This window comes from Pseudomonas sp. 2822-15 (assembly GCF_002742515.1).
GTDB lineage: Bacteria > Pseudomonadota > Gammaproteobacteria > Pseudomonadales > Pseudomonadaceae > Aquipseudomonas > Aquipseudomonas salomonii.
Genome location: NZ_LJRY01000377.1, coordinates 260,468 through 287,201, shown reverse-complemented (window position 1 = coordinate 287,201; position 26,734 = coordinate 260,468). Strand labels below are relative to the sequence as shown.

The following is a 26,734-nucleotide window of genomic DNA, read 5'->3' as shown; positions in this document are numbered from 1 at the left end:
AATCAGCTCTTCAACATAAGAAAGACCCTGAGCTTTGCGCAATGACGCACAGCCACCGTGATGGAAACAGCAATGAACTGGACCTGGTTTCACAAGCTCGGCTCGCCCAAATGGTTTTACGGCATCAGCGGCAAATTGCTGCCGTGGTTGAGCGTCGCCGCCATTTTGCTGATCGGCATCGGCCTGGTCTGGGGCCTGGCCTTCGCGCCGCCGGACTACCAGCAAGGCAACAGCTTTCGCATCATCTATATCCACGTGCCCGCCGCCATGCTGGCGCAGTCCTGTTATGTGATGCTGGCCGTGTGCGGCATCGTCGGCCTGGTGTGGAAGATGAAACTGGCCGACGTGGCCCTGCAATGCGCCGCGCCCATCGGCGCGTGGATGACCGCCGTGGCGCTGGTCACCGGCGCGATCTGGGGCAAACCGACCTGGGGTTCGTGGTGGGTGTGGGATGCGCGGCTCACCTCCATGCTGATCCTGCTGTTCCTGTACTTCGGCCTTATCGCCCTGGGCAATGCCATCAGCAACCGCGACAGCGCCGCCAAGGCCTGCGCGGTGCTGGCGATTGTCGGCGTGATCAACATCCCGATCATCAAATACTCGGTGGAGTGGTGGAACACCCTGCACCAGGGCGCCACCTTCACCCTCACCGAAAAACCGGCGATGCCCGTGGAAATGTGGGCGCCGCTGCTGCTGATGGTGCTGGGGTTCTACTGTTTCTTCGGCGCCGTGCTGCTGATGCGCATGCGCCTCGAAGTGCTCAAGCGTGAAGCCCGCACCAGCTGGGTCAAGGCCGAAGTGCAAAACAGCCTGGGAGCGCGCGGATGAACTTCAACTCATTCGGTGAATTTCTCGCCATGGGCCATCACGGCCTGTATGTCTGGACGGCCTATGGCATCTGCCTGGCGGTGCTGGCCCTCAACGTCGCCGCGCCGATCCTGGCCCGCAAGCGTTACCTGCAACAAGAGGCGCGTCGTTTGCGCCGGGAGACCGATAAGTGAATCCGCTGCGTAGAAAGCGTCTGTTGATCATCCTCGCCATCATGGCCGGCGTCGGCATTGCCGTGACCCTCGCCCTGAGCGCCTTGCAGCAGAACATCAACCTGTTCTACACCCCGACCCAAATCGCCAATGGCGAAGCGCCTGTGGACACGCGCATCCGCGCCGGCGGCATGGTTGAGAAGGGTTCCTTGAAGCGTTCCGGCGATTCCCTCGACGTGACCTTTGTGGTCACCGACTTCAACAAAGCCGTGACCATCACCTATCGCGGCATCCTCCCGGACCTGTTCCGTGAAGGCCAGGGCATCGTCGCCCTGGGCAAGCTCAACGCCGACGGCGTGGTGGTGGCCGATGAAGTACTCGCCAAGCACGATGAGAAATACATGCCGCCGGAAGTGACCAAGGCGTTGAAAGACAGCGGCCAATCGGCCCCAGCACCTGCCAAGGAGGGCTAAGCCATGACGTCCGCACTGTTTATTCCGGAGCTGGGCCAGCTGGCGATGATCCTCGCCCTGTGCTTCGCCATCGTCCAGGCCGTGGTGCCGTTGCTCGGCGCCTGGCGCGGCGATCGCCTGTGGATGAGCCTGGCGCAGCCGGCTGCCTGGGGCCAGTTCGCGTTCCTGGTGTTCGCATTCGGCTGCCTGACCTACGCCTTTATGACCGACGACTTTTCCGTCGCCTATGTCGCCAATAATTCCAACAGCGCCTTGCCGTGGTACTACAAGTTCAGCGCCGTGTGGGGCGCCCACGAAGGTTCGTTGCTGCTGTGGGCCTTGATCCTCGGCGGCTGGACCTTTGCCGTATCGGTGTTCTCGCGCCAACTGCCGCAGGTCATGCTGGCCCGCGTGCTGGCGGTGATGGGCATGATCAGCATCGGCTTCCTGCTGTTTTTGATCATGACCTCCAACCCGTTCACGCGCATCCTGCCGCAGATCCCGATGGATGGGCATGACCTCAACCCCTTGTTGCAAGACATCGGCCTGATCGTGCACCCGCCGATGCTTTATATGGGCTACGTCGGTTTCTCCGTGGCCTTTGCGTTTGCCATCGCCGCCTTGCTCGGTGGGCGCCTCGATGCAGCCTGGGCGCGCTGGTCGCGGCCGTGGACCATCGTCGCCTGGGCGTTTCTCGGTATCGGTATCACCCTCGGTTCGTGGTGGGCCTATTACGAACTCGGCTGGGGCGGCTGGTGGTTCTGGGACCCGGTGGAAAATGCTTCCTTCATGCCTTGGCTGGTCGGCACCGCGCTGATTCACTCGCTGGCCGTCACCGAAAAACGCGGCGTGTTCAAAAGCTGGACGGTGTTGCTGGCCATCGCCGCGTTTTCCCTCAGCCTGCTGGGTACTTTCCTGGTGCGTTCGGGCGTGCTGACCTCGGTGCATGCGTTTGCGTCCGACCCGGAGCGCGGCGTATTCATCCTGATCTTCCTGCTGTTTGTGGTTGGCGGCTCGCTGACCCTGTTTGCGTTGCGCGCGCCGGTGGTCAAGAGCCAGGTCGGCTTTAACCTGTGGTCGCGGGAAACCCTGCTGCTGGGCAACAACCTGGTGCTGGTAGTGGCCGCGTCGATGATCCTGCTCGGCACCCTGTACCCCTTGGTGCTGGACGCTTTGAGCGGCGCCAAGCTGTCCGTCGGCCCGCCGTACTTCAACGCGTTGTTTATACCGTTGATGGGCCTGTTGATGGTGGTGATGGCGGTCGGCGTGCTGGTGCGCTGGAAAGACACGCCGGTCAAATGGCTGGCCGGCATGTTGATGCCAGTGCTGCTCGGCAGTGTGGCTTTGGCGGTGATCGCTGGTTTCGCCTATGGCGACTTCAACTGGGCGGTGCTCGCCACCTTCCTGCTCGCCGCCTGGGTATTGCTGGCCGGCGTGCGCGACATCTTCGACAAGACCCGCCACAAAGGCCTGATCAAAGGTCTGCCAACATTGACCCGCAGCTACTGGGGCATGCAGGTCGCCCACATCGGCATCGCCGTGTGTGCCCTCGGCGTGGTGCTGTCCAGCCAGAACAGCGCCGAGCGCGACCTGCGCCTGGCGCCGGGCGAGTCCATGGACCTGGCCGGTTACCACTTTATCTTTGAAGGCGCCAAGCATTTCGAAGGCCCGAACTTCACGTCCGACAAAGGCACTGTGCGTGTGGTGCGCAACGGCAAGGAAGTGGCGGTGCTGCACCCCGAGAAACGCCTGTACACCGTGCAAAGCTCGATGATGACCGAAGCCGGGATCGACGCCGGTTTCACCCGCGACCTGTATGTGGCGCTGGGTGAACCCTTGGGCGACGGCGCCTGGGCGGTGCGCGTGCATGTGAAACCGTTTGTACGCTGGATCTGGTTCGGCGGTTTGCTCACCGGTTTTGGCGGGTTGCTCGCCGCGCTGGACCGGCGTTATCGGGTCAAGGTCAAAGCCCGGGTGCGTGAAGCCCTCGGCCTGCAAGGAGCGGCGGCATGAAGCGTTGGTTGATGGTGTTGCCGCTGGCGGCCTTTCTGGTGATGGCCGTGTTTTTGTATCGCGGCTTGTACCTGGACCCAGCCGAGTTGCCTTCGGCGATGATCGGCAAACAATTTCCGGCGTTCAGCCTGCCGACGGTGCAGGGCGATAAAAGCCTGACCCAGGCCGACCTGCTGGGCAAACCGGCGCTGGTCAACGTGTGGGGCACCTGGTGCATCTCCTGCCGCGTCGAGCACCCGGTGCTGAACAAACTGGCCGAGCAGGGCGTGGTGATCTACGGCATCAACTACAAGGACGACAATGCGGCGGCCTTGAAGTGGCTGGCCGAGTTCCACAACCCGTACCAGCTGGATATCCGCGATGAGGACGGCAACCTCGGCCTTAACCTCGGCGTGTACGGCGCCCCGGAAACCTTCTTTATCGATGCCAAGGGCGTGATCCGCGACAAGTATGTCGGCGTGATCGACGAAGTGGTCTGGCGCGAGCAACTGGCCGCCAAGTACCAGGCACTGGTCGATGAGGCCAAGCCATGAAGCGTCTGTTAGCCGCTGCTATGTTGGCACTTGGACTGGTCGGCGTTGCCCATGCGGCCATCGACACTTACGAGTTCGCCAAGGACGGTGACCGCGAGCGTTTCCGCGAACTGACCAAGGAACTGCGCTGCCCCAAATGCCAGAACCAGGACATCGCCGACTCCAACGCCCCGATCGCTGCCGACCTGCGCAAAGAGATCTTCCGCATGCTGGGGGAGGGCAAGGACAACCAGCAGATCATCGACTTCATGGTCGACCGCTACGGTGATTTCGTGCGCTACAAACCGGCCCTTACCGGCAAGACTGCGCTGCTCTGGTTCGGCCCCGCCGGGCTGTTGCTGGCTGGTGTGGTGGTGATGGCCGTGATCGTGCGCCGCCGCCGCGCCGCGCCGACTGATGGTTCCGATGCGCTGTCTCCCGATGAGCGCAAACGCCTCGACCAATTGCTGGACACCAAGACTGATGATTGATTTTTGGCTCGCAGCAGGGTTGCTGCTCCTGATTGCCCTGAGTTTCCTGTTGATCCCTGTACTGCGCGGCCGCCGTGCCCAACGTGAAGAGGATCGCACCGCGCTGAACGTGGCGCTTTATCAAGAACGCGTGGCCGAGCTGCAAGTGCAGCAGGACGAAGGCGTGCTCAATGCCGCCCAACTCGACACCGGCCGCGCCGAGGCTGCGCGTGAGTTGCTGGCCGACACCGAAGGCGTAGAAAAGCCCCGTGAATCGCGCCTGGGCAAACCGCTGCCGTTGTTGGCGGCGTTTCTCGTGCCGGTCCTGGGCGTTGCGCTGTACCTGCATTACGGGGCGAGCGACAAGGTCGAACTGACCCGCGAATTCTCCCAGCCGCCGGTGTCGATGCAAGACATGACCCGCCGCCTGGAGCGCGCCGCCGCCGCCCAGCCGGACTCGGCGGAAGGCTTGTACTTCCTCGGCCGCGCCTACATGGCTCAGGACCGTTCGGCCGATGCCGCCAAGATCTTCGAACGCACCGTCGCACTCGCCGGTCGCCAGCCCGAACTGCTCGGCCAATGGGCGCAAGCGCAGTACTTTGCCGACAACAAACAATGGTCGCCCAAGGTGCAGGCGCTGACCGATGAAGCCTTGAAACTCGACCCCAAGGAAGTCACCAGCCTCGGCCTGCTGGGTATCGCCGCCTTTGAAGGCCAGCGTTATCAGGAAGCCATCGACTACTGGAACCGCCTGTTGGCGCAGTTGCCGCCGCAAGACAACTCCCGTGTCGCGCTGCAAGGTGGCATTGACCGCGCGGCCGAGAAGCTCAAGGAAAGCGGCGGTATCGTTGCGGCAAAAACCGTGATGAAAGTGCGCGTGGACCTGGCAGCCGACGTGAAGGCCAAAGCCCTGCCCACCGACAGCGTGTTCATCTTCGCCCGCGCCGTGAATGGCCCTCCGGCACCGTTGGCGGCCAAGCGTGTCACCGTGGCTGAACTGCCGGTCACCGTCGAGCTGGGCGATGCGGACGCAATGATGCCGCAGTTGAAACTGTCGAACTTCCCAGAAGTCCAACTGGTTGCGCGCATATCCCGGGCCGGTCAGCCGACCACTGGCGAGTGGATCGGCCGCAGCCAACCCTTGGCCAGCACCACCACTGCACTGCAGCAGCTGACCATCGACACTCCGGACAAATAATTCGAGGAAACGCCTATGACCGCATTTGCACGCATCACCCTGCTCAGCCTGGTACTCGGCTTGAGCGCTTGTGCGGTCCACCGGCCTCCCGCGCCCACCGGCCCGACCATCCCGCCGTCAGGCCCGGCGACCCAGCCGGGCACCAAACCGTCCGGCCCGGTAACACCGCCGCCGAAACCTGTGCCAAGCAAATCGCCGACCTTCGCCCCACCACCAGGCGCCGCCAGCCACTGGGACGGCAAGATGCAGGTGTATGTGCTCGACGAACAGCCCGACACCTTCTACCGCCAGCGCACCTACTACCGCTGGAGCAACGGCTGGAGCCGCTCCATCAGCCCGAACGGGCCGTGGGAAGACACCGATGTGCACGGCGTGCCGCCGGGGTTGAGCAAGCAGTACGCGCAATAACAAAAGGCGACCTTTGAAAGGTCGCCTTTTTCTTACCCGGCTTGAAACGCAATCTCTGTGGGAGCTGGCTTGCCTGCGATAGCGGTGGGTCAGTTAGCAGATGGGTAGCTGACACACCGCTATCGCAGGCAAGCCAGCTCCCACCCTGGATCGCCTCAGCCATCAGGCCACGGGGCACTCCCGATTCAGCGCTTGATCCACCAACAACTGCGCAATCTCAACCATCTGCACCACCGCCAGCACCTGCTTGCGGCTTGAGCCGTCCAAATGCTCGGCACAGTCGTAGGCACACACCGTCGCCGATTCCAGCATCTCGCTGGCATTGCTCAAGGCAACTTCGGTGCTGAGGCCGGGGCGGACGGTGAAGATGAGGTTGGGTGGGGTTTGTGGGGTGTCATCCGAGGCGGATGGCGGGGGATTGGGCGTGACTTTTTTCATGGTGAAGCTCCTATGAATGAGCACCTCCATCTCGCTACCACACGATGTAAGGAGGCGACTGTACACGGGGTGGTAGACCGGTCATAGAAACCCGGCAGGCCGAAGCCTCCCGTGCACAGCCGCCACAAAGCAGCCCGCACAAAAAAACGCCCGTAAGCGTTTTGGGGATCTATGAAAGAAGCGGGCTACCACACCCGTTCGCTGATTTTGCAGCGACCCGCGAAGGTTAGCGGCGAGGTTGCTCGGACGCAACCCGAAATCTGTGTAGGGCATGTCCTAACAAGAGGGCTGCTAAGAAGAGAGAGCCATACCCAGGCTACCGATCGTTCCCACGCTCTGCGTGGGAATACATCCCGTGACGCTCTGCGTCACCGTTGCGCAAACCTTCGCCTGCTTCGGGACGCAGAGCGTCCCAGGCGGCATTCCCACGCAGAGCGTGGGAACGATCGGTCAACACTGAATACCTTAAGGCAAGCCAATCCCCCGTGGCGAGCAGGCTTGCCCTGCGTTGGGCTGCGAAGCGGCCCTGAAACCTGAGGACGCGTTCTGCCTGAATAAGCGCGGTGGTCTTATTGGGGCTGCTGCGCAGCCCAACGCAGGGCAAGCCTGCTCGCCACAACAAGACCTCTCAGGGTCGCATCCAACCTTTCACAAAACCTTCATCAATCCGCCCCCCGCCAGTCATGTGCAGGTAATAGCACTGACACCTCCCGCGCCTACTGTCGTTTGAACTCAACCGCAGCCCTGTGTGGCTGTTCAAACCAGACAGAGAAGCCCATGACTCACGCTATCCATGTCGATCACTTGAACAAGACCTTTGCGAAGAAATCCGCATTGGTCGACCTCGAACTCACCATTGCATCCGGTGAGATGGTCGCGCTGATTGGCGCTTCCGGTTCCGGCAAGTCCACCTTGTTGCGCCATTTGGCGGGCCTGGCCTGTTGCGACAAGAGCCACGGCGGCAGCGTCAAGGTGCTGGGCCGGGAGGTGCAGGCCAGTGGACGCTTGAATGGCAAGGTGCGGCGGTTGCGCGCAGACATCGGCTACATCTTCCAGCAGTTCAACCTGGTCAACCGCCTGAGCGTGATCGACAACGTACTGCTCGGCTGCCTGGGCCGCATGCCGCGCTGGCGCGGCAACCTCGGTTTGTTCAATGCCGAAGAAAAGGCCTTTGCCCTCGAGTCCCTGGCCCGCGTGGGCTTGGCCGACCTCGCCGGGCAGCGTGCTTCGACCTTGTCCGGCGGCCAGCAGCAGCGTGTGGCGATTGCCCGCGCATTGACCCAGCGCGCCGAAGTCATCCTCGCCGATGAGCCTATTGCCTCGCTGGACCCGGAGTCGGCGCGCAAAGTCATGGAGATCCTCGCCGACATCAACCGCCGCGATGGCAAGACCGTGGTGGTGACCCTGCATCAAGTCGACTACGCCATGCGTTATTGCCCGCGTGCCGTGGCCCTTAAAGGCGGGCGCATTCATTTCGACGGGCAGGGCAGCGCCATGAGCAGCCAGTTCCTCAACGATTTGTACGGTGCCGACGTCGACACCAGCCTGATGTTTTCCGACCAGACCCGCACTGCCGTCGCCACGCCTCGGCTGGCCATGGCGCGCGCTTGAAACCCTACTCACTACCCACAGGAATCCCGTCCATGTTGAACCGTATCGGCCACGTGTTTCTGTCTGCAGTGTTGCTGGCCGGCGCCGCCATGGGCACTGCCCAGGCCGCCGACAAAACCATCAACTTCGGCATCATGTCCACCGAGTCTTCGCAGAACCTCAAGAGCATCTGGCAGCCGTTTCTGGATGACATGCACAAGAAGACCGGCCTGACCATCAACGCCACCTTCGCCTCCGACTACGCCGGGTTGATCCAGGGCATGCGCTTTAACAAGGTCGACGTGGCCTGGCTGGGCAACAAGGCCGCGATGGAAGCGGTGGACCGTTCCAACGGCGAGATCTTCGCCCAGACCGCCGCCGCCAACGGCGCCGCCGGTTACTGGAGCGTGCTGATCGTGCGCAAGGACAGCCCGATCAACAACGTTGACGACATGCTCAAGAACGCCAAGAACCTGACCTTCGGCAACGGTGACCCGAACTCCACCTCGGGCTACCTGGTGCCGGGCTACTACGTGTTCGCCAAGAACCATGTGGATGCCGCCACCGCGTTCAAACGCACGCTCAACTCCAGCCATGAGGTCAACGCACTCAGCGTGGCCAAGGGGCAGTTGGACGTGGCCACCTTCAACACCGAAAGCTGGGACCGCCTGGAAGTCACCCAGCCGGACAAAGCCGCGATGCTCAAGGTGATCTGGAAATCGCCGCTGATCCCAGCCGACCCGATGGTGTGGAGCAAGGCACTGACGGACAGCGAGAAAACCAAGATCCGCGACTTCTTTGCCCACTACGGCGACACCGATGAAGAGAAGGCGGTGCTCAAGAACATGCAACTGGGCAAGTTCCTCGCCTCCAACGACGACCAACTGCTGCCGATCCGCCAGCTGGAGCTGTTCAAGCAGCGCACCACCATCAGTGCAGACGACAAGCTGGAAGCGGCCGACAAGGCCAAGAAGCTCGCCGACATCGACGCTGACCTGGCCAAGCTGCAACAGCGCATCTCCGAGCTGGACAAGAAAACTGCGGCAAACGGCTAACCCCCTGTAGGAACCGGGTCAATGTGGGAGCGGGCTTGCTCGCGAAAGCGGTGTGTCATTCAACACATCCAGCGACTGATACACCGCATTCGCGAGCAAGCCCGCTCCCACACAAGCCTGCTCCCACATTAAGCCCAGTTCCAACCTTTACCGAGAGTGACCCATGACTACCTTGCATGCCGAAGCAGTGGGTAAAAGAACCTGGCCGCAATACCTCGGCTGGGGCCTGTTCCTGGTCCTGCTGGCTTGGGCCTGGCACGGCGCCGAGATGAACCCGCTGGCGCTGTACCGCGATTCCGGAAACATGGCGACCTTCGCCGCCGACTTCTTCCCGCCCGACTTCCATGAATGGCGCGCCTACCTCAAGGAGATGATCGTCACCGTACAAATTGCCCTGTGGGGCACGGTGCTGGCCATCGTCTGCTCGGTGCCGTTGGGCATCTTGTGCGCCGACAACATCACCCCGTGGTGGGTCCACCAACCGCTGCGCCGGGTGATGGATGCCTTCCGCTCGATCAATGAAATGGTGTTTGCCATGTTGTTTGTGGTCGCCGTCGGCCTCGGTCCTTTCGCCGGTGTTTTGGCCTTGTGGATCAGCACCACCGGCGTGCTCGCCAAGCTGTTTGCCGAAGCCGTCGAAGCCATCGACCCAGGCCCGGTAGAAGGCGTGCGAGCCACCGGCGCAAGTGCCTTGCAGGAAGTGATCTACGGCGTGATCCCGCAAGTGATGCCGCTGTGGGTGAGCTACGCGCTGTACCGCTTCGAAGCCAATGTGCGCTCAGCCACGGTGGTGGGCATGGTCGGCGCCGGCGGGATCGGCGTGATCCTCTGGGAAAACATTCGCGCCTTCCAGTTTGTACAAACCTGCGCGGTGCTGCTGGTGATCATCGTGGTGGTGAGCGGTATCGACGTGCTGTCCCAACGCCTGCGCAAGCAGTTCATCTGACACCTGAGGGGTGCCCGCGCGGCGCTTTTTTTAAGCATGCAGTTGTCTAGACAAGATGAGCCGGTGTACCGCGAACTCGCGGACATCCTGCGCCGTGAATTGAGCAGCTACCAGGCCGGTGACTTCCTGCCCGGCGAGGTGCACATGGCCGAGCGCTTTGGCGTCAACCGCCACACCTTGCGCCGCGCCATCGACGAGTTGGTGTTTGAAGGCAGCTTGCTGCGCCGTCAGGGCAAGGGCACCCAGGTGCTCGACCGCCCGCTGATTTACTCGATGGGCGCCGAGACCTCCTACAGCCAATCGCTGTCGGCCCAGGGCGTGGGCGTTGAGGCGGTGTTGCTCAAGCGCCGCTACTGCTACGCCAGCCGCGACGAAGCCGAGCATTTGGGCATCGCCGAGATGGCGCCGATGATCGAGCTGCAAACCCTGCGCAAGCTCGACCACCAGCCCGTCAGCCTGATCCGCCATCGCTACTGCGCCAGCCGTGCGCCGTTGCTGGCCGATTACACCGGCGGCTCCCTGCGCCAGTACCTGCGTGAACGAGCGCTGCCGCTGACCCGCACCCAAAGCCTGATCGGGGCGCGGTTGCCCAACCGTGATGAAGCCGCGCTGCTGATGATGCCTCGGCACTTGCCGGCCCTCACGGTGTTTACCCTTTCCTGCGATCGCGACGGCCGCCCGGTGGAGCTGGCGCAGTCCACCAGCCGTTCGGATCGCTTTCAGTACCAAGTGGTGACTTGAATGATGAGTGTGTCCCCGCGACAACATTGGATCGGCGTATTAGCCCGCGCCCAGCTCAATGAACTGCAACCCTTTGAGGCCGCGTTGAAAGACGCCGAGTACCAACTGATCCGCGCCCCGGAAATCGGCATGACTCTGGTGCGCGGGCGCATGGGCGGTGACGGCGCGGCCTTCAACGTCGGCGAAATGAGCGTGACCCGCTGCGTGGTGCGCCTGGCCGACGGCCGCACCGGCTACAGCTACCTGGCCGGGCGCGACAAGCTGCATGCCGAGTTGGCCGCGTTGGCGGACGCCCATCTGCAAGGCACGCAACCGAGCCTGTGGCTCAGCGACTTGATCACCTCCCTGGCCACTGCCCAAGCCAAACGCCGCGCCGAAAAAGAAGCTGACACCGCTGCCACCAAGGTCGAGTTCTTCACCCTGGTGCGAGGAGAAAACTGATGAACGCTCACCTGTTGCAACCGGCGTTTGTCGAGCCGGTGCTGGATGCCCAACGCGGTTTTCGTGCGGCCCTCAAGGCGCTGGCCGAACCCGGTTTGATCCAGCATCTGCCGTCCGCGCCACGCCTCGACGGCCTGGCGCCGGCTACTTACGCGCTGTGCCTGGCCCTGCTGGATATGGACACGCCACTGTGGCTGGCGCCGAGCTTCGACACGCCGCTGATCCGCGCCAACCTGGCCTTCCACTGTGGTTGCCCGCTCACCGATAAACGCGAAGACGCGGTGTTCGCGCTGCTCGGTGAGCAAGACCTGCTTGACCTCGGCGGCTTCGACCACGGCAACGACCGTTACCCGGATCAGTCCTGCACCTTGCTGGTTCAGCTTACCGACCTGGAGTCCGGTCGCGGCCTGCACTGGAGCGGCCCAGGGATCAAAACCCAGCGCCTGGTCAACCTGCCGGTGCCGCAAGCCTTCTGGCAAGAGCGCCAACGCCGTGAAGCTTTCCCGCGTGGCCTGGACCTGGTGTTCACCGCCGGCCACCACCTGATCGGCCTGCCGCGCAGCAGCCGTATTGCACAGGAGCACGCCTGATGTACGTAGCCGTCAAAGGTGGCGAACAGGCCATCGACAATGCCCACCGCCTGCTGGCAAAAAAACGTCGGGGCGATACGGCCATTCCTGAGTTGAGCGTGAGGCAGATCCGCGAGCAATTGCCGCTGGCGGTGGCGCGGGTGATGACCGAAGGCTCGTTGTTCGACGAAGAGCTGGCTGCGCTGGCGATCAAGCAGTCAGCAGGGGATTTGGTCGAGGCGATCTTCCTGCTGCGCGCCTATCGCACCACGCTGCCGCGCTTCAGCCCGAGCTTGCCGATTGATACGTCGCAGATGTGCTTGAGCCGACGTTTGTCGGCCACGTTCAAGGACGTGCCCGGCGGCCAACTGCTCGGCCCGACCTTCGACTACACCCACCGCCTGCTGGATTTTTCGCTGCTGGCCGAAGGTCAATACCCAGGCCCGCAGACCACGACGGATGCACAGATTGACGCCTGCCCACGGGTGCTCGGTTTGCTTGCCAAAGAAGGCCTGATCAAGCACGAAGCCGACGACAACGCCAGCGTCGCCGACATCACCCGCGACCCGTTGGAATACCCGGCCAGCCGCGCCGAGCGCCTGCAAGCCCTGGCCCGTGGCGACGAAGGTTTCCTGCTGGCGCTGGGCTACTCGACCCAACGCGGTTACGGCCGCAACCACCCGTTTGCCGGCGAGATTCGCATTGGTGATGTGGAGGTGTGGATCGACCCCGAAGAGCTGGGTTTTCCCATCTGCCTGGGCAGCATCGAAGTGACTGAGTGCGAGATGGTCAACCAATTCGTCGGCTCGGCCACCGAGCTTGCGCAGTTCACCCGTGGTTACGGCCTGGCGTTCGGGCATGCCGAGCGCAAGGCCATGGGCATGGCGCTGGTCGACCGCTCGCTGCGCGCCGGGGAGTACAACGAAGAAGTCGTTTCACCGGCCCAGCGCGAAGAGTTTGTGCTGGCCCACTGCGACAACGTCGAGGCGGCGGGGTTTGTTTCGCACCTCAAATTGCCTCACTACGTGGACTTCCAGTCCGAGCTGGAACTGATCCGCAAACTGCGCCAACCGGCCGAGGGCAACCGCCATGACTGACTTGACCCAACCGGCTGTGCGCGATTCGGCGTACAACTTCGCCTACCTCGACGAACAGACCAAACGCATGATCCGCCGCGCCTTGCTCAAGGCCGTGGCGATTCCCGGTTACCAAGTGCCGTTTGGCGGCCGCGAAATGCCATTGCCTTACGGCTGGGGCACCGGCGGCATGCAATTGACCGCCGCGATCCTCGGTGATGATGACGTGCTCAAGGTGATCGACCAGGGCGCCGACGACACCACCAATGCCGTGTCGATCCGGCGCTTTTTCGCCCGTACGGCGGGGGTTGCCACCACCGAAGCCACGCCCGACGCCAGCGTGATCCAGACCCGCCACCGCATCCCGGAAACGGCGCTGCAGGCCGGTCAGATCATGGTTTACCAGGTACCGATTCCCGAGCCGCTGCGCTTTATCGAACCCTCGGAAACCGAGACCCGCACCATGCACGCCCTGAATGATTACGGGGTGATGCACGTCAAACTCTACGAAGACATCGCCACCTTCGGCCATATCGCCACCAGCTACGCCTACCCGGTGATGGTCGATGAGCGCTACGTGATGGACCCGTCGCCGATCCCCAAATTCGACAACCCCAAACTCGACATGAGCCCGGCGTTGATGCTGTTCGGCGCCGGTCGCGAAAAGCGCCTGTACGCGGTGCCGCCGTACACCCAGGTCACCAGCCTGGACTTCGAAGACCATCCGTTCGAAGTGCAGAAGTGGGAACACAACTGCGCCATCTGCGGCAGCCACGATTCCTTCCTTGATGAGCTGATTCTCGACGACGCGGGAACCCAGAGTTTTGTGTGTTCCGACACCTGGTATTGCGCCCAACGGGTCAAGGAGAACAACCAGTGAGCCAGCCTTTGCTGCAAGTACGTGACCTGTCGTTGCTTTACGGCCCGGAGAAGGGCTGCCAGGGCGTCAGCTTTGATCTTTACCCGGGTGAAGTGTTGGGGATTGTCGGCGAGTCCGGCTCGGGTAAGTCCACCTTGCTCTCGCTGTTGAGCGGGCGTTTGCCGCCGCAAGCGGGCAGCATCGGCTACCGCAGCAAGGACGGCGAATGGCTGGATTTGTACAGCGCCAGTGAAGCCGAGCGCCGCACCTTGCTGCGCACCGAGTGGGGCTTTGTCGAGCAGAACCCACGGGACGGCCTGCGCATGGGCGTGTCGGCCGGCGCCAACATCGGCGAGCGCCTGATGGCCCAAGGCGTGCGCAACTATGCGCAGCTGCGCGGCGCCGGTCTGGATTGGCTCGGTCAGGTGGAAATCGACCCGCAGCGCATCGACGACTTGCCGCGCACCTTCTCGGGCGGCATGCAGCAGCGTCTGCAAATTGCCCGCAACCTCGTCTCCAGCCCGCGTCTGGTGTTCATGGATGAACCTACCGGCGGCCTGGATGTGTCGGTGCAAGCACGCTTGCTCGACCTGTTGCGCGGTCTGGTACGTGAGCTGGATCTGGCGGTGGTGATCGTCACCCACGACTTGGCTGTCGCACGCTTGCTGGCCGACCGCCTGATGGTGATGCGCCGCTCCCGCGTGGTGGAAACCGGGCTCACCGACCAGATCCTCGACGATCCACAGCACCCTTACTCTCAACTGCTGGTGTCTTCGGTATTGCAGCCATGACAAATGCCTTGATCGAGGTCCGTGACCTCTCGAAAACCTTCACCCTGCATCAGCAACACGGCGTGGTGCTCAACGTGCTGCGCGGTGTGGCGTTCAGTGTGCAGGGCGGTGAATGCCTGGTACTGCATGGCCAGTCCGGCGCGGGTAAAAGCACCTTGCTGCGCACCCTGTACGGCAACTACCTGCCGGCGGGCGGCAGTATTCGTGTGCAGCATGCCGGTGAGTGGCTGGAGCTGGTCGGCGCCGAGCCGCGTGACATTCTTCAGGTGCGTCAGCAGACCCTCGGTTACGTCAGCCAGTTTCTGCGTGTTATCCCCCGCGTGGCCTGCCTGGACGTGGTGATGGAGCCGGCCCTGGCCCGTGGTTGGCCGAAGGCCGATGCACAGGCCCGCGCCGAACAGCTGCTCACGCGCCTGAACATCCCGCAGCGCTTGTGGCAATTGGCGCCCGGCACCTTCTCCGGTGGCGAACAACAGCGCGTCAACATCGCCCGGGGCTTCATGGTCGCCTGGCCGGTGATGTTGCTGGACGAACCTACTGCGTCCCTGGACGACAACAACCGCCAGGTGGTGCTGGAACTGATGAACGAAGCCAAGGCCGCCGGCGCTGCGCTGATCGGCATCTTCCACGACCGCGCCGCCCGTGAAGCGGTCGCCGACCGCCATTTCGACATGACCCCATCGCCCGTCGCCCAAGAGGAATACGCCCATGCCCGCTGAACAGATCCTCACCCATGCCCAGGTCGTCACGGCTGAGCGCATGTTCCTGGGCACGGTGGTGCTGCGCGATGGCAAGATTGTCGACATCGCCGAAGGCCGCAGCCAGTTGCCCCAGGCCCAGGATCTGGGCGGCGATTGCCTGCTGCCGGGCCTGGTAGAGCTGCACACCGACAACCTGGAAAAACACATGACCCCGCGCCCCGGCGTGGACTGGCCGTCGATCTCGGCGGTGCTCAGCCATGATGCGCAAATCATCGCGGCGGGGATCACTACGGTGTTCGACGCGGTGTCCATTGGTGATGTGAACCCCAAGGGCAACCGCATGCAAAAACTGCCGGCGATGCTCGACGCGATCGCCCAGGCTGAAGACGCCGGCCTGACCCGCGCCGAACACCACCTGCACCTGCGTTGCGAGCTGTGCCACCCGGACACCCTCAGTGTGTTCCGCGACTTGGTGGAAAACCCGCTGGTACGCCTGGTGTCGGTGATGGACCATTCGCCGGGCCAGCGTCAGTTTGTGCTCGAATCCAAGTACCGTGAGTACTACATGGGCAAGTACCACCTCAACGACGAAACCATGGACGCGTTTATCGTGTTGCAAATGGCTAACTCCAAGGAATACAGCGACCGCTATCGCGCCGCCATTGTTGCGCATTGCCTGGAACGCGGCCTGTCGGTGGCCAGCCATGACGACGCGACGCTGGCGCATGTGGAGGAGTCGGCGGGCTATGGCATGACCATTGCTGAATTCCCCACCACGCTTGAGGCGGCCAAGGGCTGCCAGGCGCTGAACATGAAAGTGCTGATGGGCGCGCCGAACGTGGTGCGCGGCGGGTCGCACTCGGGTAATGTGGCCGCCGCCGGTCTGGCTGCCGAAGGATTGCTGGATATACTTTCCAGTGACTACTACCCGGCCAGCCTGTTGCAGGCGGCCTTTGTGCTGGCCGATCAACAAGATGGCGGCGACCTGTCGCGGGCCGTCAAGATGATCAGCCTGGCGCCTGCGCAAGCGGCGGGCCTCAATGATCGCGGTGAAATTGCCATTGGCCTGCGAGCGGATTTGGTACAGGCCCGCCGCTGCGAGGGGCTTCCTGTAGTGCAACAAGTCTGGCGACAGGCGAAGAGGGTGTTTTGATGGCAGGCAGGTTGATCTATCTCATCGGGCCATCCGGTTCGGGCAAGGACAGCCTGCTGGATGCCGCACGCCCGCGCTTGGCCGAGCGCGGCTGCCGCATTGTGCGCCGCGTGATCACCCGCTCGCCGGAAGCGGTGGGCGAGGCCGCGCAAGGGGTGAGCCCGGAGCAGTTCGCCGCGATGCAGGCCGAGGGCGCGTTTGCCCTCAGTTGGCAGGCTAATGGGTTGTCGTATGGCATTCCCAAGGCCATCGACGAATGGCTGGCGGCGGGGGATGACGTGCTGGTCAATGGCTCGCGTGCGCACTTGGCGCAAACCCGTGAGCGCTATCCGAGCTTGCTGGTGCTGCTGTTGACGGTGGATCAGGCCGTTTTGCGCCAGCGCCTGATGGCACGCGGGCGCGAGTCCCAGGCCGATATCGAGGAACGCCTGGCGCGCAATGCGCGGTTCACCGCCGATTTGATTGCGGGTAATGGCGCCGGGTTGTTTGTGCTCGACAATTCCGGCCCGCTGGAAAACACCGTCGAGCGTTTGCTGTGCTGTCTCGATCACGGGCATACAGCATGCGCCTGACCTTGCTGGGTACCGGTGATGCGCGGCAAGTCCCGGTGTATGGCTGCGAGTGCGCAGCGTGCGGATTGGCGCGCAGCGATGCCAGCCTGCGCCGCCGCCCGTGCAGCGCGTTGATCGAGTGCGGCGAGCAGCGCTGGTTGATCGACAGCGGCTTGCCCGACCTCTGCGAACGCTTTCCGCCACGCAGCTTCAACGGGATTTTGCAGACGCACTATCACGCCGATCATGCGCAGGGTTTGTTGCACCTGCGCTGGGGTCAGGGCTTGATCATTCCGGTACACGGCCCCGCCGACCCGGAGGGTTTGTCCGACCTCTACAAACACCCCGGCATTCTTGATTTCAGCCAGCCGTTTGCCGAGTTTGAAACACGGCAGTTGGGTGAGCTGAGCGTCACTGCATTGCCGTTGCAACACTCAAAACTGACCTTGGGTTATCTGCTGGAAGGCGAGGGGCGGCGCATCGCCTACCTCACCGACACTGTGGGCTTGCCGCCGGCCACGCTGGCCTGGTTGCAACGGGAGCCGTTGGACGTGTTGGTACTCGACTGCTCCATGCCGCCGCAGCCGCAAGCGCCGCGTAACCACAATGACCTGACGTTGGCGTTGCAGAGCATTGAGGAGACGGGTGCGCAGTTGGGCGTTTTGACCCATGTGGGGCACACCTTGGATGCGTGGCTGCTGGAGCACCGACGCGAGTTGCCACGGCATGTGACGGTGGCCTGGGATGGCCGGATTATTTGAACACCGCATAACCCTGTGGGAGCTGGCTTGCCTGCGATGGCATCAACCGGGTGTACCTGATGTACCGAGGTGCCTGCATCGCAGGCAAGCCAGCTCCCACATTTAGACTGTGTTGCATCAGGTAGATAGGCTTTTGCTTTGCACTTGATCTGGCTCTTGCTTCAACCACTCGACTCCAAAGCGCGCTGCAAACGCCTTGCGCCCGTTGGCCGTGACACCCAGCGCGCGGCTGTCCAGATCCTGGGTGACCCATCCGCGATGGATCGCGCACTGCAAAACCGCTGCGCCCAACGCCCCGGCCAAATGCGGGCGGCGCACGCACCGCAGGCAGATCCAGCCCCAACGCGATCATCGCGGTTTCGCCGGGGGCCGTCAGTGCATCGCTTAACGGTCGTATCCCCAGGTTCAGTGCTGCGGCGCTAAGCCAGTAACCCTTCTACTTTTCAATATTCAGCAAAACACCCGCCAGTCCGACCAACAAAAACTGTGCTTGAGTAAAGATAACTCTAGGGTTGCTTTTATTCAGGCCAAGCCAAGGAGGCAGGGGTGCAAAGCAGGTTATTGATCAAGGAGCTGCAAGAGGCGGGTTGGGTGCTGGATCGGGTCACGGGCAGTCATCCTATTTTTACCCACCGCTATAACCCGTACACGATCCCGGTGCCTCATCCCAAAAAGGACCTGCCCCAGGGCACCGTCCGCAGTATCCGAAAGCGCGCCGGGCTGTTTCAGTTTTAAGGAGAGCATGCATGCAATACCCAATGTGTATCGAATGGGGCGATGACTTCACCGCCACCGGTATTCAGATCCCCGATATTCCAGGCGCGGTCACCGCCGGGGACAGTTTTGAAGAGGCGTATAACGCAGCGGTAGAAATCGCCCACATCCTGCTGCAAGAGATCGCGGCCGAAGGCGGGGTGATTCCGATGCCGACGTCAGTGGCCAACCACCATGCCCACGAAGATTACGCAGGCATGGGCTGGGGGATGCTGGAGTTGGATATCTCGCCCTATCTGGGCAAGACCGAAAAGGTCAATGTGACCTTGCCCGGTTATGTCATTCAGCGCATCGACCGCTATGTGCGCGAGCACAAGGTCAAAAGCCGCTCGTCGTTTCTGGCGGATGCGGCGTTGGAGAAGTTGGTGCGTTCTTAAGCGGTAGCCACCTCGGCCTGGCGCGAAACACCCAGGAACCGCAACAACGCCACCAGCGGGAACGCACTGCCCACCAGCATCACGCCCAGCCAGCCGCCGTGTTCATACACGCTGCTGGCAATCGCCGAGCCGAAGGCGCCGCCGATGAAGATGCTGGTCATGTACAGCGCGTTCAGGCGGCTGCGGCTGTTGGCGTCGAGGGCGTAGATGGCGCGTTGGCCGAGGACCATGTTCATCTGCACGCAGAAGTCCAGGACCACGCCCGTCACCGCCAGGCCGATTACGCTGTACAACGGGTGCACAAAGGCTGGCAGAAAACTCAACGCGGCAAACAGCATGGCCAGCAGTGAAGCGCGGTGCGTGTGCCCGGCATCCGCCAGGCGCCCGGCGATAGGCGCGGCGATGGCGCCCAGGGCGCCGACCAGGGCAAACAGGGCAATTTCGCTTTGGCTCAGGCCATGGTTACGCGCCAGCTCCAACGGTGCAGCGGTCCAGAACAGGCTGAAAGTGGCGAACATGCAGCCTTGGTAGAAGGCGCGCTGACGCAGTAGCGGTTGCTTGCGCAGCAAGGTGCCCAGCGAGCCCAGCAGTTGGCCGTAACTGGCGCTGTGGTCGGGTTGGCGCTTGGGGATAGTCAGCATCAGCACGGCACTGATAAACACCATCACCGCGGCCGCCGCCATGAACATCGCACGCCAGCCAAAGTGGTCAGCCACCAGGCTGGACACCGGCCGCGCCAGCAGGATGCCCAGCAACAGGCCGCCCATGATGCTGCCGACTACACGGCCTCGGGACTCGGCGGGCGCCAGATGCGCGGCCAGCGGGATAAGAATCTGCACCGAGACGGAACTGAAGCCGATCAGCAACGACACAAGCAGGAACACATTTGGCTGCTCGGCAAACGCTGCACCCAGTAGGCTGGCGATGGCCACCAGGTTGGTGATGATCATCAGCTTGCGGTTTTCCAGCAGGTCGCCCAGCGGCACCAGAAAGAACAGGCCCAGGGCATAGCCGATTTGCGTGAGTGAGACAATCAGGCTCGCCAGTGCCGGGGTCAGGCCGATGTCCGGCGCGATCAACTCGATGATCGGCTGGGCGTAGTAGATGTTGGCAACAATAGCGCCGCAACAGAACGCAAACAGCATCACCATGCCTCGGGTCATGGTGCTTGAAGCGTGTGAGGTAGCGGTCATGGTGTTCTCATTCAAGCGAAGGAAGATAGCGGGCGAGAATAAAGACAACGCCTGCGCCGGTGTAGAGCGCGCGCATTGATATCACTCATGCCGCAAATTAATGACTGAATCGTTAACTTTTGGGGCGAGCGCCAATGATACATTCAGGCATAACTGTCGAAACAGGAAATCCACTGCGATGAAAATCACGCTGAACAAGATGCTCCTGGCCTCCACCTTGGCTGCGGCCATGGCCATTGGGCTGGCCAACGCCGCCGAGGCCCCAAGGGTTGGCGTACGGGGCGCCATTACTGCGATGGACGGCAACTCAATGCACGTCAAGGTCAACAGCGGTGAAGACGTTATTGTGCGATTGACCCCAGCCACCCAGGTACGCGCCGTCACCCTGGCCAAGATCGATGAGATCAAGCCCGGCAGCTACATTGGCTCGGCTGCCATGCCGAACGCCGATGGCACCCTGACTGCGCTGGAAGTCCACGTATTCCCACCGGCCATGGCCGGCACAGGTGACGGGCACCGCGCGTTTGATTTGAAAGAAGGCAGCAGCATGACCAACGGCACGGTTGGCGACCTGGTGGTCAGCAACGGGCGCACCCTGACGGTGAAGTACAAAGGCGGCGAGCAGAAGATTGTGGTGCCGGAGGATGTGCCGATCGTGAACCTGGAGCCTGGGGATCGCAGCTTGCTCAAGACGGGCGTGAAGGTGGTGTTGTTTGCGGCGCAGGGCGCGGATGGGACCATTACGGCCCAGGCGATCTCAGCCGGCAAGGATGGCGTGACACCGCCGATGTAACGGGCCCAACACAAAACAAATGTGGGAGCTGGCTTGTGTGGGAGCTGGCTTGCCTGCGATGCAATCACCTCGGTGTATCAGTTACACCGAGGGGATGCTATCGCAGGCAAGCCAGCTCCCACATTTTTTACCGCGTACCTTCAGTTATTGACCCGAATAGATCTGGTCAAAAACCCCACCATCATTGAAGTGGGTCTTCTGCACGGTGCGCCAGTCACCAAAGGTCTTCTCCACCGACAGGAAGTCGACTTTCGGGAAGCGGTCGGTGTACTTGGCCAGCACTTTCGGGTCACGCGGGCGCAGGTAGTTGTTGGCGGCGATTTCCTGACCTTCCGGCGACCACAGGTACTTCAGGTAATCCTCGGCAGTCGCACGGGTGCCTTTCTTGTCGACCACTTTGTCGACCACCGATACCGGTGGCTCAGCTTCGGCGGAGACGCTTGGGTAGATCACTTCGAACTGATCACGGCCGAATTCACGGGCGATCATTTCGGCTTCGTTCTCAAAGGTCACCAGCACATCGCCGATCTGGTTGGTCATGAAGGTGGTGGTAGCGGCACGGCCGCCGGTGTCCAGCACCGGTGCATGTTTGAACAATTCACCGACGAACTTCTTCGCCTTGTCTTCATCACCACCATTTTTCAGCACATAACCCCAGGCCGACAGGTAGGTGTAGCGGCCATTACCCGAGGTCTTCGGGTTGGGCACGATTACTTGCACGCCATCTTTGAGCAGATCGGGCCAGTCTTTCAGGGCTTTGGGGTTGCCCTTGCGCACGATAAACACGGTGGCGGAGGTGAACGGCGCGCTGTTGTTCGGCAGGCGCGTGACCCAGTTGTCCGGCACCAGTTTGCCGTTATCCGCCAGGGCATTGATGTCGGTGGCCATGTTCATGGTGATCACATCGGCCGGCAGGCCGTCGATCACCGAGCGCGCTTGTTTGCTGGAACCACCGAAGGACATTTGCAGGGTCAGCTTGTCGTTGGGGTGCTCGGCTTCCCAGTGCTTCTGGAAGGCGGCGTTGTAGTCCTTGTAGAAGTCGCGCATCACGTCGTAGGAGACGTTAAGCAGTGTGACCGGTGCGGCTTGCACGGCACCGGCCAGGGCCAGGGCCAGGCCCGCGGCCAGAAGAGAGGCGCTGAGGATTTTTTTCACTGCTCATTCCTTGTTGTTCGAGAGAAGAGTGGGGGCAATTTGCCAGCGACTATAGCCGGGCCTGCATAGGCGTTTAAAGATTAAAACGTACTGTGCTTATTCCACTTTATGAAACAGGTTACTGCCGCAGCGCGAGCAAAACGCCGCGTTGGGTTCGTGGCTGTTTTTCTTGCACACCGGGCAATCGTGTTCCAGCTGCTCACCGCGCATGGCGCTGGCCAGTTCAGCGGTAAAAATCCCGGTGGGCACGGCGATGATCGAGTAACCGGTGATCATCACCAGCGATGAGATCACCTGGCCCAGTGGCGTCTTGGGCACGATATCGCCAAAGCCTACGGTGGTGAGGGTCACGATCGCCCAATAGATGCCTTTGGGAATGCTGGTAAACCCGTGCTCCGGGCCTTCAATCACATACATCAGGGTGCCGAATACCGTCACCAGGGTGCACACGCTGACCAGGAACACCACGATCTTCTGTTTGCTGCCGCGCAGCGCCGCCATCAGGTAGTTGGCTTGCTTGAGGTACGGGCTGAGCTTGAGCACGCGGAAAATCCGCAGCATCCGAATGATGCGGATAATCAGCAGGTATTGGGCATCGCTGTAATACAGCGCGAGGATGCCGGGCACGATGGCCAGCAAGTCCACCAAGCCATAAAAGCTGAAGGCGTAGCGCAAGGGTTTGGGCGAGCAGTACAGCCGCAAGCCGTACTCGATGGCGAAGATCAGCGTGAAGCCCCATTCGATATAGGCCAGCACATCGGCGTAGTTCTGGTGGATTTCGTCGATGCTGTCGAGCATCACGATCACAATGCTGGCAAGAATGATCAGTAGCAGGATGCCGTCAAAGCGCCGCCCGGCTGCGGTGTCGCTCTGGAATACCATGACATAGAGGCGCTGGCGCCAGTCGCTGTTGCTGTTCATAAAACCCGCCTGAATCGAATATCGAGCAAGCCTAGGGGGATTCGAACGGGCTGTCCACGCGGGCTTTGAACATCCGCTGCGTGGCGCGCACCAGCCAACAGGCGAGGATAAACGGCGCCGTCAGCGCAGGCAGGTGCAGGGCGGCGAAACCGGGCGTGAGCATGAGCGCCAGCAGGATGCCCAGCAGTGGCAGCCACGGCTGGCGGCGTGATTGGCTCAAAGCCAGTGCCGCCAGCGCCGGGTTGTAGCTGTGCAAGCCGAGCAGGGCGCTGGCGGGTTCGTCCATCAGTAACGCCATCAGCACGCCGGCCACGGCGCCGATCAGCGCCCACAGCGCGGCGCGACGGTTGGCCAGCAACAGACCGAGCGCAATCAAGACGCCGGCCAGGGGCTGGTCCAGCAGCATGACTTGCGCAAGGCCGGTAAAGGGCGCACTGACCATAGACATAACGTCGGGCTCCACCAGGGCAAACGCAGGCTGAGGCACGCTGCCGATCAGCAGCCAACCCAGGCCGACAAAGGGTGCGGTGTACGCAGACAAGTCATCCGGCTGGCGGGCATGTTTCAACCATTGCCGCGTGAGCATCGCACTCAGGCCGCCGCACGCCAGAATCAGCGGCGGCAGCAACGCCGACCAGGCGAAGTGCTGGCTGATCAATACACCCAGCAGCACGCCGTTGTAGCTGTACAAGCCAGCCTGGCGTTCGGCCTTGGGGTAGCCCCGGCGTTGGGCCGTGAGCAAGCCGGCGAGGCCACCCAGCAACGCCCCACCGAGCAAGGCCGGGGCGCCGATCAGGATGGCCAGCAGGCACAGCAGGCCACACAGCGGCTGGCGCTGCAGGAATATCTGGCTGAAGCCGTTGAGCAGCGCTTCGGCCCAGTCGGGGCAGGTTGGGTTGTGCATGGTGGTTAGTCAGTGAGACCGAGTTGCCCTTATCGCAGGCAAGCCAGCTCCCACAGTTGGCTGTGTTCACACATAAGGAGGTGTGAACCCAATCAACTGTGGGAGCCGGGCTTGCCCGCGATGAGGCCCTTACAGACGCTAAATCAACGTCTCGATACGCAACGAGTTCGTAGACCCCGGCTGCCCGAACGGCACTCCCGCCGTAATCACCAGGGTATCCCCACGCTGCGCCATGCCCTGCGCCTGGGCAATTTCCAGCGCCGTGGAACACACCTCATCGACCTGGCGCAGCCGGTCATTGACCACCGAATGCACGCCCCAGGCCACGCTCAGACGCCGCGCCGTGGACAGGTTAGGCGTGAGGTTGAGGATCGGCGCCACCGGCCGTTCCCGCGCCGCGCGCAGGCTGGAGCTGCCGGACTCGCTGTAGTTCACCAGTACCGCCACCGGCAAAATGCTGCTGATGCGCCGGATCGCGCAGCTGATGGCGTCCGACACCGTGGCATCCGCCTTGGGCCGGCTCACGTCCAGTTGCGCCTGGTAATCCGGGCCGTTTTCCACTTGGCGGATGATCTTGCTCATCATCTGCACCGCTTCGAGTGGGTATTCGCCCGAGGCGGTTTCGGCCGAGAGCATCACCGCGTCCGCGCCTTCGGCCACGGCGTTGGCCACGTCGGTCACTTCGGCGCGGGTCGGCGCCGGCGAGAAGCGCATGGATTCGAGCATCTGAGTGGCCACCACCACCGGCTTACCCAATTGACGGCAGGTGCTGATGATGTCTTTCTGGATCTGCGGCACGCTTTCGGCGGGCACTTCCACGCCCAGGTCGCCTCTGGCCACCATGATCGCGTCGCTCAGTTCGGCAATTTCCCGCAAGCGCAGCACGGCTGAGGGCTTTTCGATCTTGGCCATCAGGAAGGCCTTGTCACCGATCAGTTCGCGGGCTTCGCGAATATCTTCCGGGCGTTGCACAAACGACAGCGCCACCCAGTCCACGCCCAGTTCCAGGCCGAAGCTCAGGTCGCGGCGGTCCTTGGCGGTCAACGGGCTGAGCTCCAGCAGCGCTTGCGGCACATTCACGCCTTTGCGGTCGGACAGCTCGCCACCATTGAGCACAGTGGTGTCGATGGCATCGCTATGTTTGGTGACCACGCGCAGGCGCAGTTTGCCGTCGTCCAGCAGCAGGTCCATGCCCGGTTCAAGCGCTGCGATAATTTCCGGGTGAGGCAGGTTGACCCGGCGCTGATCGCCCGGGGCCGTGTCCAGGTCCAGGCGCAGCGCCTGGCCGCGCACCAGTTGTACTTTGCCCTCGGCAAAACGCCCGACCCGCAACTTCGGCCCTTGCAGGTCCATAAGAATGCCCAGCGGATAATTGAGCTGGCGCTCCACCTGGCGAATCCACTGGTAACGCTGGGCGTGATCGGCATGCTCGCCGTGGCTGAAGTTGAGGCGGAAGATATTCACCCCGGCCTCCACCAGCTCGCGGATGTCATCGATGCCGTCAGTGGCCGGGCCGAGGGTGGCGAGGATTTTGACTTTCTTGTCAGGCGTCATGTTTGGCAGTCTCGAGAATCAGGATGGCGCGCAAGTCATTGACGTTGGTGCGGGTCGGCTCGGTGACGATCAAACCGCCCAGCGCGGCGAAGTAGCCATAGCCATTGTTGTTGTCCAGCTCGTCGCTGGCGCTAAGGCCCAGGGCTTCGGCGCGGCGGTAGCTGCACGGGGTCATGATTGCGCCGGCGTTGTCTTCGGAGCCGTCGATACCGTCGGTGTCACCGGCCAGTGCGTACACGCCGGGCAAACCCTTGAGGCTGTCGGTGAGGCTCAGCAGGAATTCGGCATTGCGCCCGCCACGGCCATTGCCGCGCACGGTGACGGTGGTTTCACCGCCCGAGAGAATCACGCACGGCGCCGCCAAGGGTTGGCCGTGCTGCACGATTTGCCGAGCGATACCGGCGTGCACCTTGGCCACGTCCCGTGCTTCGCCTTCAAGATCGCCAAGGATCAACGGGCTGAACCCGGCCTGGCGGACTTTTACCGCCACCGCTTCCAGCGACTGCTGCGGGCGGGCGATCAATTGGAAGTGACTGCGCGCGAGCACCGGGTCGCCGGGTTTTACGGTTTCCGAGGCGGGGTTCTGCAACCAGTTGCGCACCGACGCCGGCGCCTCAATGCCGTAGCGCTTGAGAATCGCCAGGGCTTGCTGTGAGGTGCTCGGGTCGCCGACGGTGGGGCCGGAGGCGATGACGGTGGGCTGGTCGCCCGGCACATCCGAGATGGCGTAGGTGTACACCGTCGCCGGCCATGCGGCCTTGGCCAACCGGCCGCCCTTGATGGCCGAGAGGTGCTTGCGCACGCAATTCATCTCGCCAATGGTCGCGCCGGATTTGAGCAAGGCTTTGTTAATGGTTTGTTTGTCGGCCAGGGTGATGCCTTCAGCGGGCAAAGCCAGCAAGGCTGAGCCGCCGCCGGAGAGCAGGAAGATTACGCGGTCGTCTTCGGTGAGGTTGTTGATCAGTTCCAGCACACGCTTGGCGACGGCCAGCCCGGCCGCATCAGGCACCGGATGCGCGGCTTCGACCACTTCGATTTTTTTGCACGGTGCGCCGTGGCCGTAACGGGTGACCACCAGGCCCGAGACTTCGCCCTGCCAGCAGTTTTCGACCACCAGGGCCATGGCGGCAGCGGCTTTGCCGGCGCCGATCACGATCACACGGCCGCTGCGGTCGGCGGGCAGGTAAGGTTCAAGGACTTGCCGGGGGTGAGCGGCGTCGATGGCTGTGGCAAACAGCTCGCGAAGCAGGTGTTGCGGATCGACCGACATAAGCGGGCTCCCGGGGGATTCTTGTTATTAGAGGTGCAGCGATCGTTCCCACGCTCCGCGTGGGAATGCCTCATGTGACGCTCTGCGT

The 26,734-nt window shown here is 62.5% G+C and carries 31 protein-coding genes and 1 pseudogene; 24 read left to right on the top strand and 8 right to left on the bottom strand.

The window, feature by feature from the left end:
• Positions 1-72: 72 nt before the first annotated feature.
• The 8 genes from AOA59_RS30350 to AOA59_RS30315 are packed head-to-tail and all read left to right on the top strand — an operon-like array spanning position 73 to position 6,033.
• Positions 73-828: a heme ABC transporter permease gene (locus AOA59_RS30350; RefSeq protein ID WP_065912425.1), complete on the top strand. Its 756-nt coding sequence runs from the start codon at positions 73-75 to the stop codon at positions 826-828.
• Entirely contained in the window at positions 825-1,001 is a 177-nt protein-coding gene (ccmD, locus tag AOA59_RS30345; protein WP_065912427.1) for a heme exporter protein CcmD, read from the top strand. The genes AOA59_RS30350 and ccmD overlap by 4 nt, the downstream gene beginning before the upstream one ends.
• Positions 998-1,453: a cytochrome c maturation protein CcmE gene (gene ccmE, locus AOA59_RS30340; protein WP_017136197.1), complete on the top strand. Its 456-nt coding sequence runs from the start codon at positions 998-1,000 to the stop codon at positions 1,451-1,453. Before ccmD ends, ccmE begins: the two co-directional genes overlap by 4 nt.
• Before the next feature lie 3 nt (positions 1,454-1,456).
• A complete protein-coding gene (locus AOA59_RS30335) occupies positions 1,457-3,445 on the top strand; it encodes a heme lyase CcmF/NrfE family subunit (protein WP_065912430.1) in 1,989 nt (662 codons plus the stop codon).
• On the top strand, positions 3,442-3,978 hold the full coding sequence (locus tag AOA59_RS30330) for a DsbE family thiol:disulfide interchange protein (RefSeq protein WP_099490004.1): 537 nt from the start codon (positions 3,442-3,444) through the stop codon (positions 3,976-3,978). Before AOA59_RS30335 ends, AOA59_RS30330 begins: the two co-directional genes overlap by 4 nt.
• Positions 3,975-4,448, top strand: coding sequence for a cytochrome c-type biogenesis protein (locus tag AOA59_RS30325; RefSeq protein WP_099490003.1), 474 nt, complete (start codon positions 3,975-3,977; stop codon positions 4,446-4,448). Before AOA59_RS30330 ends, AOA59_RS30325 begins: the two co-directional genes overlap by 4 nt.
• Entirely contained in the window at positions 4,441-5,625 is a 1,185-nt protein-coding gene (gene ccmI / locus AOA59_RS30320; protein WP_099490002.1) for a c-type cytochrome biogenesis protein CcmI, read from the top strand. Before AOA59_RS30325 ends, ccmI begins: the two co-directional genes overlap by 8 nt.
• Positions 5,626-5,640: 15 nt before the next feature.
• Positions 5,641-6,033: a hypothetical protein gene (locus AOA59_RS30315; RefSeq protein WP_056857144.1), complete on the top strand. Its 393-nt coding sequence runs from the start codon at positions 5,641-5,643 to the stop codon at positions 6,031-6,033.
• A 162-nt stretch (positions 6,034-6,195) separates the two neighbouring features.
• On the opposite strand, the gene AOA59_RS30310 is transcribed toward AOA59_RS30315, so the two are convergent.
• Positions 6,196-6,471 carry a DUF6124 family protein gene (locus AOA59_RS30310; RefSeq protein ID WP_099490001.1) on the bottom strand — a complete coding sequence of 92 codons (276 nt, stop codon included), beginning with the start codon at positions 6,469-6,471 and terminating at the stop codon, positions 6,196-6,198.
• 777 nt (positions 6,472-7,248) lie between these two features.
• Here AOA59_RS30310 and phnC point away from each other — a divergent pair.
• The 13 genes from phnC (at position 7,249) to phnP (ending at position 17,705) form a co-directional block, all read left to right on the top strand.
• Positions 7,249-8,082, top strand: coding sequence for a phosphonate ABC transporter ATP-binding protein (gene phnC, locus AOA59_RS30300; protein ID WP_099490000.1), 834 nt, complete (start codon positions 7,249-7,251; stop codon positions 8,080-8,082).
• A 32-nt stretch (positions 8,083-8,114) separates the two neighbouring features.
• Positions 8,115-9,116, top strand: a complete 1,002-nt coding sequence (gene phnD, locus AOA59_RS30295; protein ID WP_065912436.1) for a phosphonate ABC transporter substrate-binding protein — start codon at positions 8,115-8,117, stop codon at positions 9,114-9,116.
• Positions 9,117-9,279: 163 nt separating this feature from the next.
• On the top strand, positions 9,280-10,062 hold the full coding sequence (gene phnE / locus AOA59_RS30290; protein WP_065912438.1) for a phosphonate ABC transporter, permease protein PhnE: 783 nt from the start codon (positions 9,280-9,282) through the stop codon (positions 10,060-10,062).
• 36 nt (positions 10,063-10,098) lie between these two features.
• Positions 10,099-10,803: a phosphonate metabolism transcriptional regulator PhnF gene (gene phnF / locus AOA59_RS30285; RefSeq protein WP_074854437.1), complete on the top strand. Its 705-nt coding sequence runs from the start codon at positions 10,099-10,101 to the stop codon at positions 10,801-10,803.
• Between the two features lie 3 nt (positions 10,804-10,806).
• Positions 10,807-11,244, top strand: coding sequence for a phosphonate C-P lyase system protein PhnG (gene phnG / locus AOA59_RS30280; RefSeq protein WP_099490085.1), 438 nt, complete (start codon positions 10,807-10,809; stop codon positions 11,242-11,244).
• A complete protein-coding gene (gene phnH, locus AOA59_RS30275; protein ID WP_099489999.1) occupies positions 11,244-11,834 on the top strand; it encodes a phosphonate C-P lyase system protein PhnH in 591 nt (196 codons plus the stop codon). The genes phnG and phnH overlap by 1 nt, the downstream gene beginning before the upstream one ends.
• Positions 11,834-12,910, top strand: a complete 1,077-nt coding sequence (locus tag AOA59_RS30270; RefSeq protein WP_099489998.1) for a carbon-phosphorus lyase complex subunit PhnI — start codon at positions 11,834-11,836, stop codon at positions 12,908-12,910. Before phnH ends, AOA59_RS30270 begins: the two co-directional genes overlap by 1 nt.
• Positions 12,903-13,769, top strand: coding sequence for an alpha-D-ribose 1-methylphosphonate 5-phosphate C-P-lyase PhnJ (locus tag AOA59_RS30265; RefSeq protein WP_099489997.1), 867 nt, complete (start codon positions 12,903-12,905; stop codon positions 13,767-13,769). Before AOA59_RS30270 ends, AOA59_RS30265 begins: the two co-directional genes overlap by 8 nt.
• Positions 13,730-14,539, top strand: coding sequence for a phosphonate C-P lyase system protein PhnK (phnK, locus tag AOA59_RS30260; protein ID WP_178076321.1), 810 nt, complete (start codon positions 13,730-13,732; stop codon positions 14,537-14,539). The genes AOA59_RS30265 and phnK overlap by 40 nt, the downstream gene beginning before the upstream one ends.
• Entirely contained in the window at positions 14,536-15,258 is a 723-nt protein-coding gene (phnL, locus tag AOA59_RS30255; protein ID WP_099489995.1) for a phosphonate C-P lyase system protein PhnL, read from the top strand. Before phnK ends, phnL begins: the two co-directional genes overlap by 4 nt.
• Positions 15,248-16,393, top strand: coding sequence for an alpha-D-ribose 1-methylphosphonate 5-triphosphate diphosphatase (locus tag AOA59_RS30250; RefSeq protein WP_099489994.1), 1,146 nt, complete (start codon positions 15,248-15,250; stop codon positions 16,391-16,393). The genes phnL and AOA59_RS30250 overlap by 11 nt, the downstream gene beginning before the upstream one ends.
• Positions 16,393-16,965, top strand: coding sequence for a phosphonate metabolism protein/1,5-bisphosphokinase (PRPP-forming) PhnN (phnN, locus tag AOA59_RS30245; RefSeq protein WP_099489993.1), 573 nt, complete (start codon positions 16,393-16,395; stop codon positions 16,963-16,965). The genes AOA59_RS30250 and phnN overlap by 1 nt, the downstream gene beginning before the upstream one ends.
• Positions 16,956-17,705 carry a phosphonate metabolism protein PhnP gene (gene phnP, locus AOA59_RS30240; RefSeq protein WP_099489992.1) on the top strand — a complete coding sequence of 250 codons (750 nt, stop codon included), beginning with the start codon at positions 16,956-16,958 and terminating at the stop codon, positions 17,703-17,705. Before phnN ends, phnP begins: the two co-directional genes overlap by 10 nt.
• A 117-nt stretch (positions 17,706-17,822) precedes the next feature.
• Here the strand turns inward: phnP and AOA59_RS33290 are convergent.
• A pseudogene (locus AOA59_RS33290) lies at positions 17,823-18,023 on the bottom strand (transcriptional regulator); the annotation flags it as partial.
• 228 nt (positions 18,024-18,251) lie between these two features.
• Between AOA59_RS33290 and AOA59_RS30230 the strand changes: the two are divergent.
• Entirely contained in the window at positions 18,252-18,440 is a 189-nt protein-coding gene (locus tag AOA59_RS30230; protein ID WP_065912457.1) for a type II toxin-antitoxin system HicA family toxin, read from the top strand.
• Positions 18,441-18,451: 11 nt separating this feature from the next.
• Positions 18,452-18,856: a type II toxin-antitoxin system HicB family antitoxin gene (locus tag AOA59_RS30225; protein WP_099489991.1), complete on the top strand. Its 405-nt coding sequence runs from the start codon at positions 18,452-18,454 to the stop codon at positions 18,854-18,856.
• Here the strand turns inward: AOA59_RS30225 and AOA59_RS30220 are convergent.
• Positions 18,853-20,049, bottom strand: a complete 1,197-nt coding sequence (locus AOA59_RS30220) for an MFS transporter (RefSeq protein WP_099489990.1) — start codon at positions 20,047-20,049, stop codon at positions 18,853-18,855. The two genes, AOA59_RS30225 and AOA59_RS30220, sit on opposite strands and share 4 nt — an antisense overlap.
• Positions 20,050-20,227: 178 nt before the next feature.
• On the opposite strand from AOA59_RS30220, the gene AOA59_RS30215 reads away from it, so the two are divergent.
• Positions 20,228-20,842, top strand: a complete 615-nt coding sequence (locus AOA59_RS30215; RefSeq protein ID WP_099489989.1) for a DUF5666 domain-containing protein — start codon at positions 20,228-20,230, stop codon at positions 20,840-20,842.
• Between the two features lie 144 nt (positions 20,843-20,986).
• Here the strand turns inward: AOA59_RS30215 and AOA59_RS30205 are convergent, their stop codons facing one another.
• The 5 genes from AOA59_RS30205 to AOA59_RS30185 form a co-directional block, all read right to left on the bottom strand.
• Entirely contained in the window at positions 20,987-21,997 is a 1,011-nt protein-coding gene (locus tag AOA59_RS30205; protein ID WP_099489988.1) for a sulfate ABC transporter substrate-binding protein, read from the bottom strand.
• A gap of 96 nt (positions 21,998-22,093) precedes the next feature.
• Positions 22,094-22,918, bottom strand: coding sequence for an ion transporter (locus AOA59_RS30200; protein WP_017136235.1), 825 nt, complete (start codon positions 22,916-22,918; stop codon positions 22,094-22,096).
• Between the two features lie 31 nt (positions 22,919-22,949).
• On the bottom strand, positions 22,950-23,822 hold the full coding sequence (locus AOA59_RS30195) for an urea transporter (RefSeq protein ID WP_099489987.1): 873 nt from the start codon (positions 23,820-23,822) through the stop codon (positions 22,950-22,952).
• A gap of 138 nt (positions 23,823-23,960) precedes the next feature.
• A complete protein-coding gene (gene pyk / locus AOA59_RS30190; protein WP_099489986.1) occupies positions 23,961-25,376 on the bottom strand; it encodes a pyruvate kinase in 1,416 nt (471 codons plus the stop codon).
• A complete protein-coding gene (locus AOA59_RS30185) occupies positions 25,366-26,646 on the bottom strand; it encodes a glycerate kinase (RefSeq protein WP_099489985.1) in 1,281 nt (426 codons plus the stop codon). Before AOA59_RS30185 ends, pyk begins: the two co-directional genes overlap by 11 nt.
• Positions 26,647-26,734: the final 88 nt, after the last annotated feature.

What these genes read in the sequence shown, in the direction of transcription:
- AOA59_RS30215 (WP_099489989.1), top strand. Translation starts at nt 20,228, where the DNA reads ATGAAAATCACGCTGAACAAGATGCTCCTGGCCTCCACCTTGGCTGCG.
- AOA59_RS30185 (WP_099489985.1), bottom strand. Translation starts at nt 26,646, where the DNA reads ATGTCGGTCGATCCGCAACACCTGCTTCGCGAGCTGTTTGCCACAGCC.
- AOA59_RS30270 (WP_099489998.1), top strand. Translation starts at nt 11,834, where the DNA reads ATGTACGTAGCCGTCAAAGGTGGCGAACAGGCCATCGACAATGCCCAC.
- phnP (WP_099489992.1), top strand. Translation starts at nt 16,956, where the DNA reads ATGCGCCTGACCTTGCTGGGTACCGGTGATGCGCGGCAAGTCCCGGTG.
- AOA59_RS30350 (WP_065912425.1), top strand. Translation starts at nt 73, where the DNA reads ATGAACTGGACCTGGTTTCACAAGCTCGGCTCGCCCAAATGGTTTTAC.
- phnG (WP_099490085.1), top strand. Translation starts at nt 10,807, where the DNA reads ATGAGTGTGTCCCCGCGACAACATTGGATCGGCGTATTAGCCCGCGCC.
- AOA59_RS30225 (WP_099489991.1), top strand. Translation starts at nt 18,452, where the DNA reads ATGCAATACCCAATGTGTATCGAATGGGGCGATGACTTCACCGCCACC.
- ccmD (WP_065912427.1), top strand. Translation starts at nt 825, where the DNA reads ATGAACTTCAACTCATTCGGTGAATTTCTCGCCATGGGCCATCACGGC.
- AOA59_RS30330 (WP_099490004.1), top strand. Translation starts at nt 3,442, where the DNA reads ATGAAGCGTTGGTTGATGGTGTTGCCGCTGGCGGCCTTTCTGGTGATG.
- phnE (WP_065912438.1), top strand. Translation starts at nt 9,280, where the DNA reads ATGACTACCTTGCATGCCGAAGCAGTGGGTAAAAGAACCTGGCCGCAA.
- AOA59_RS30200 (WP_017136235.1), bottom strand. Translation starts at nt 22,918, where the DNA reads ATGAACAGCAACAGCGACTGGCGCCAGCGCCTCTATGTCATGGTATTC.
- AOA59_RS30265 (WP_099489997.1), top strand. Translation starts at nt 12,903, where the DNA reads ATGACTGACTTGACCCAACCGGCTGTGCGCGATTCGGCGTACAACTTC.
- AOA59_RS30315 (WP_056857144.1), top strand. Translation starts at nt 5,641, where the DNA reads ATGACCGCATTTGCACGCATCACCCTGCTCAGCCTGGTACTCGGCTTG.
- phnL (WP_099489995.1), top strand. Translation starts at nt 14,536, where the DNA reads ATGACAAATGCCTTGATCGAGGTCCGTGACCTCTCGAAAACCTTCACC.
- AOA59_RS30335 (WP_065912430.1), top strand. Translation starts at nt 1,457, where the DNA reads ATGACGTCCGCACTGTTTATTCCGGAGCTGGGCCAGCTGGCGATGATC.
- phnN (WP_099489993.1), top strand. Translation starts at nt 16,393, where the DNA reads ATGGCAGGCAGGTTGATCTATCTCATCGGGCCATCCGGTTCGGGCAAG.
- phnD (WP_065912436.1), top strand. Translation starts at nt 8,115, where the DNA reads ATGTTGAACCGTATCGGCCACGTGTTTCTGTCTGCAGTGTTGCTGGCC.
- pyk (WP_099489986.1), bottom strand. Translation starts at nt 25,376, where the DNA reads ATGACGCCTGACAAGAAAGTCAAAATCCTCGCCACCCTCGGCCCGGCC.
- AOA59_RS30220 (WP_099489990.1), bottom strand. Translation starts at nt 20,049, where the DNA reads ATGACCGCTACCTCACACGCTTCAAGCACCATGACCCGAGGCATGGTG.
- phnF (WP_074854437.1), top strand. Translation starts at nt 10,099, where the DNA reads ATGCAGTTGTCTAGACAAGATGAGCCGGTGTACCGCGAACTCGCGGAC.
- AOA59_RS30250 (WP_099489994.1), top strand. Translation starts at nt 15,248, where the DNA reads ATGCCCGCTGAACAGATCCTCACCCATGCCCAGGTCGTCACGGCTGAG.
- phnC (WP_099490000.1), top strand. Translation starts at nt 7,249, where the DNA reads ATGACTCACGCTATCCATGTCGATCACTTGAACAAGACCTTTGCGAAG.
- ccmI (WP_099490002.1), top strand. Translation starts at nt 4,441, where the DNA reads ATGATTGATTTTTGGCTCGCAGCAGGGTTGCTGCTCCTGATTGCCCTG.
- AOA59_RS30195 (WP_099489987.1), bottom strand. Translation starts at nt 23,822, where the DNA reads ATGCACAACCCAACCTGCCCCGACTGGGCCGAAGCGCTGCTCAACGGC.
- AOA59_RS30310 (WP_099490001.1), bottom strand. Translation starts at nt 6,471, where the DNA reads ATGAAAAAAGTCACGCCCAATCCCCCGCCATCCGCCTCGGATGACACC.
- phnH (WP_099489999.1), top strand. Translation starts at nt 11,244, where the DNA reads ATGAACGCTCACCTGTTGCAACCGGCGTTTGTCGAGCCGGTGCTGGAT.
- AOA59_RS30325 (WP_099490003.1), top strand. Translation starts at nt 3,975, where the DNA reads ATGAAGCGTCTGTTAGCCGCTGCTATGTTGGCACTTGGACTGGTCGGC.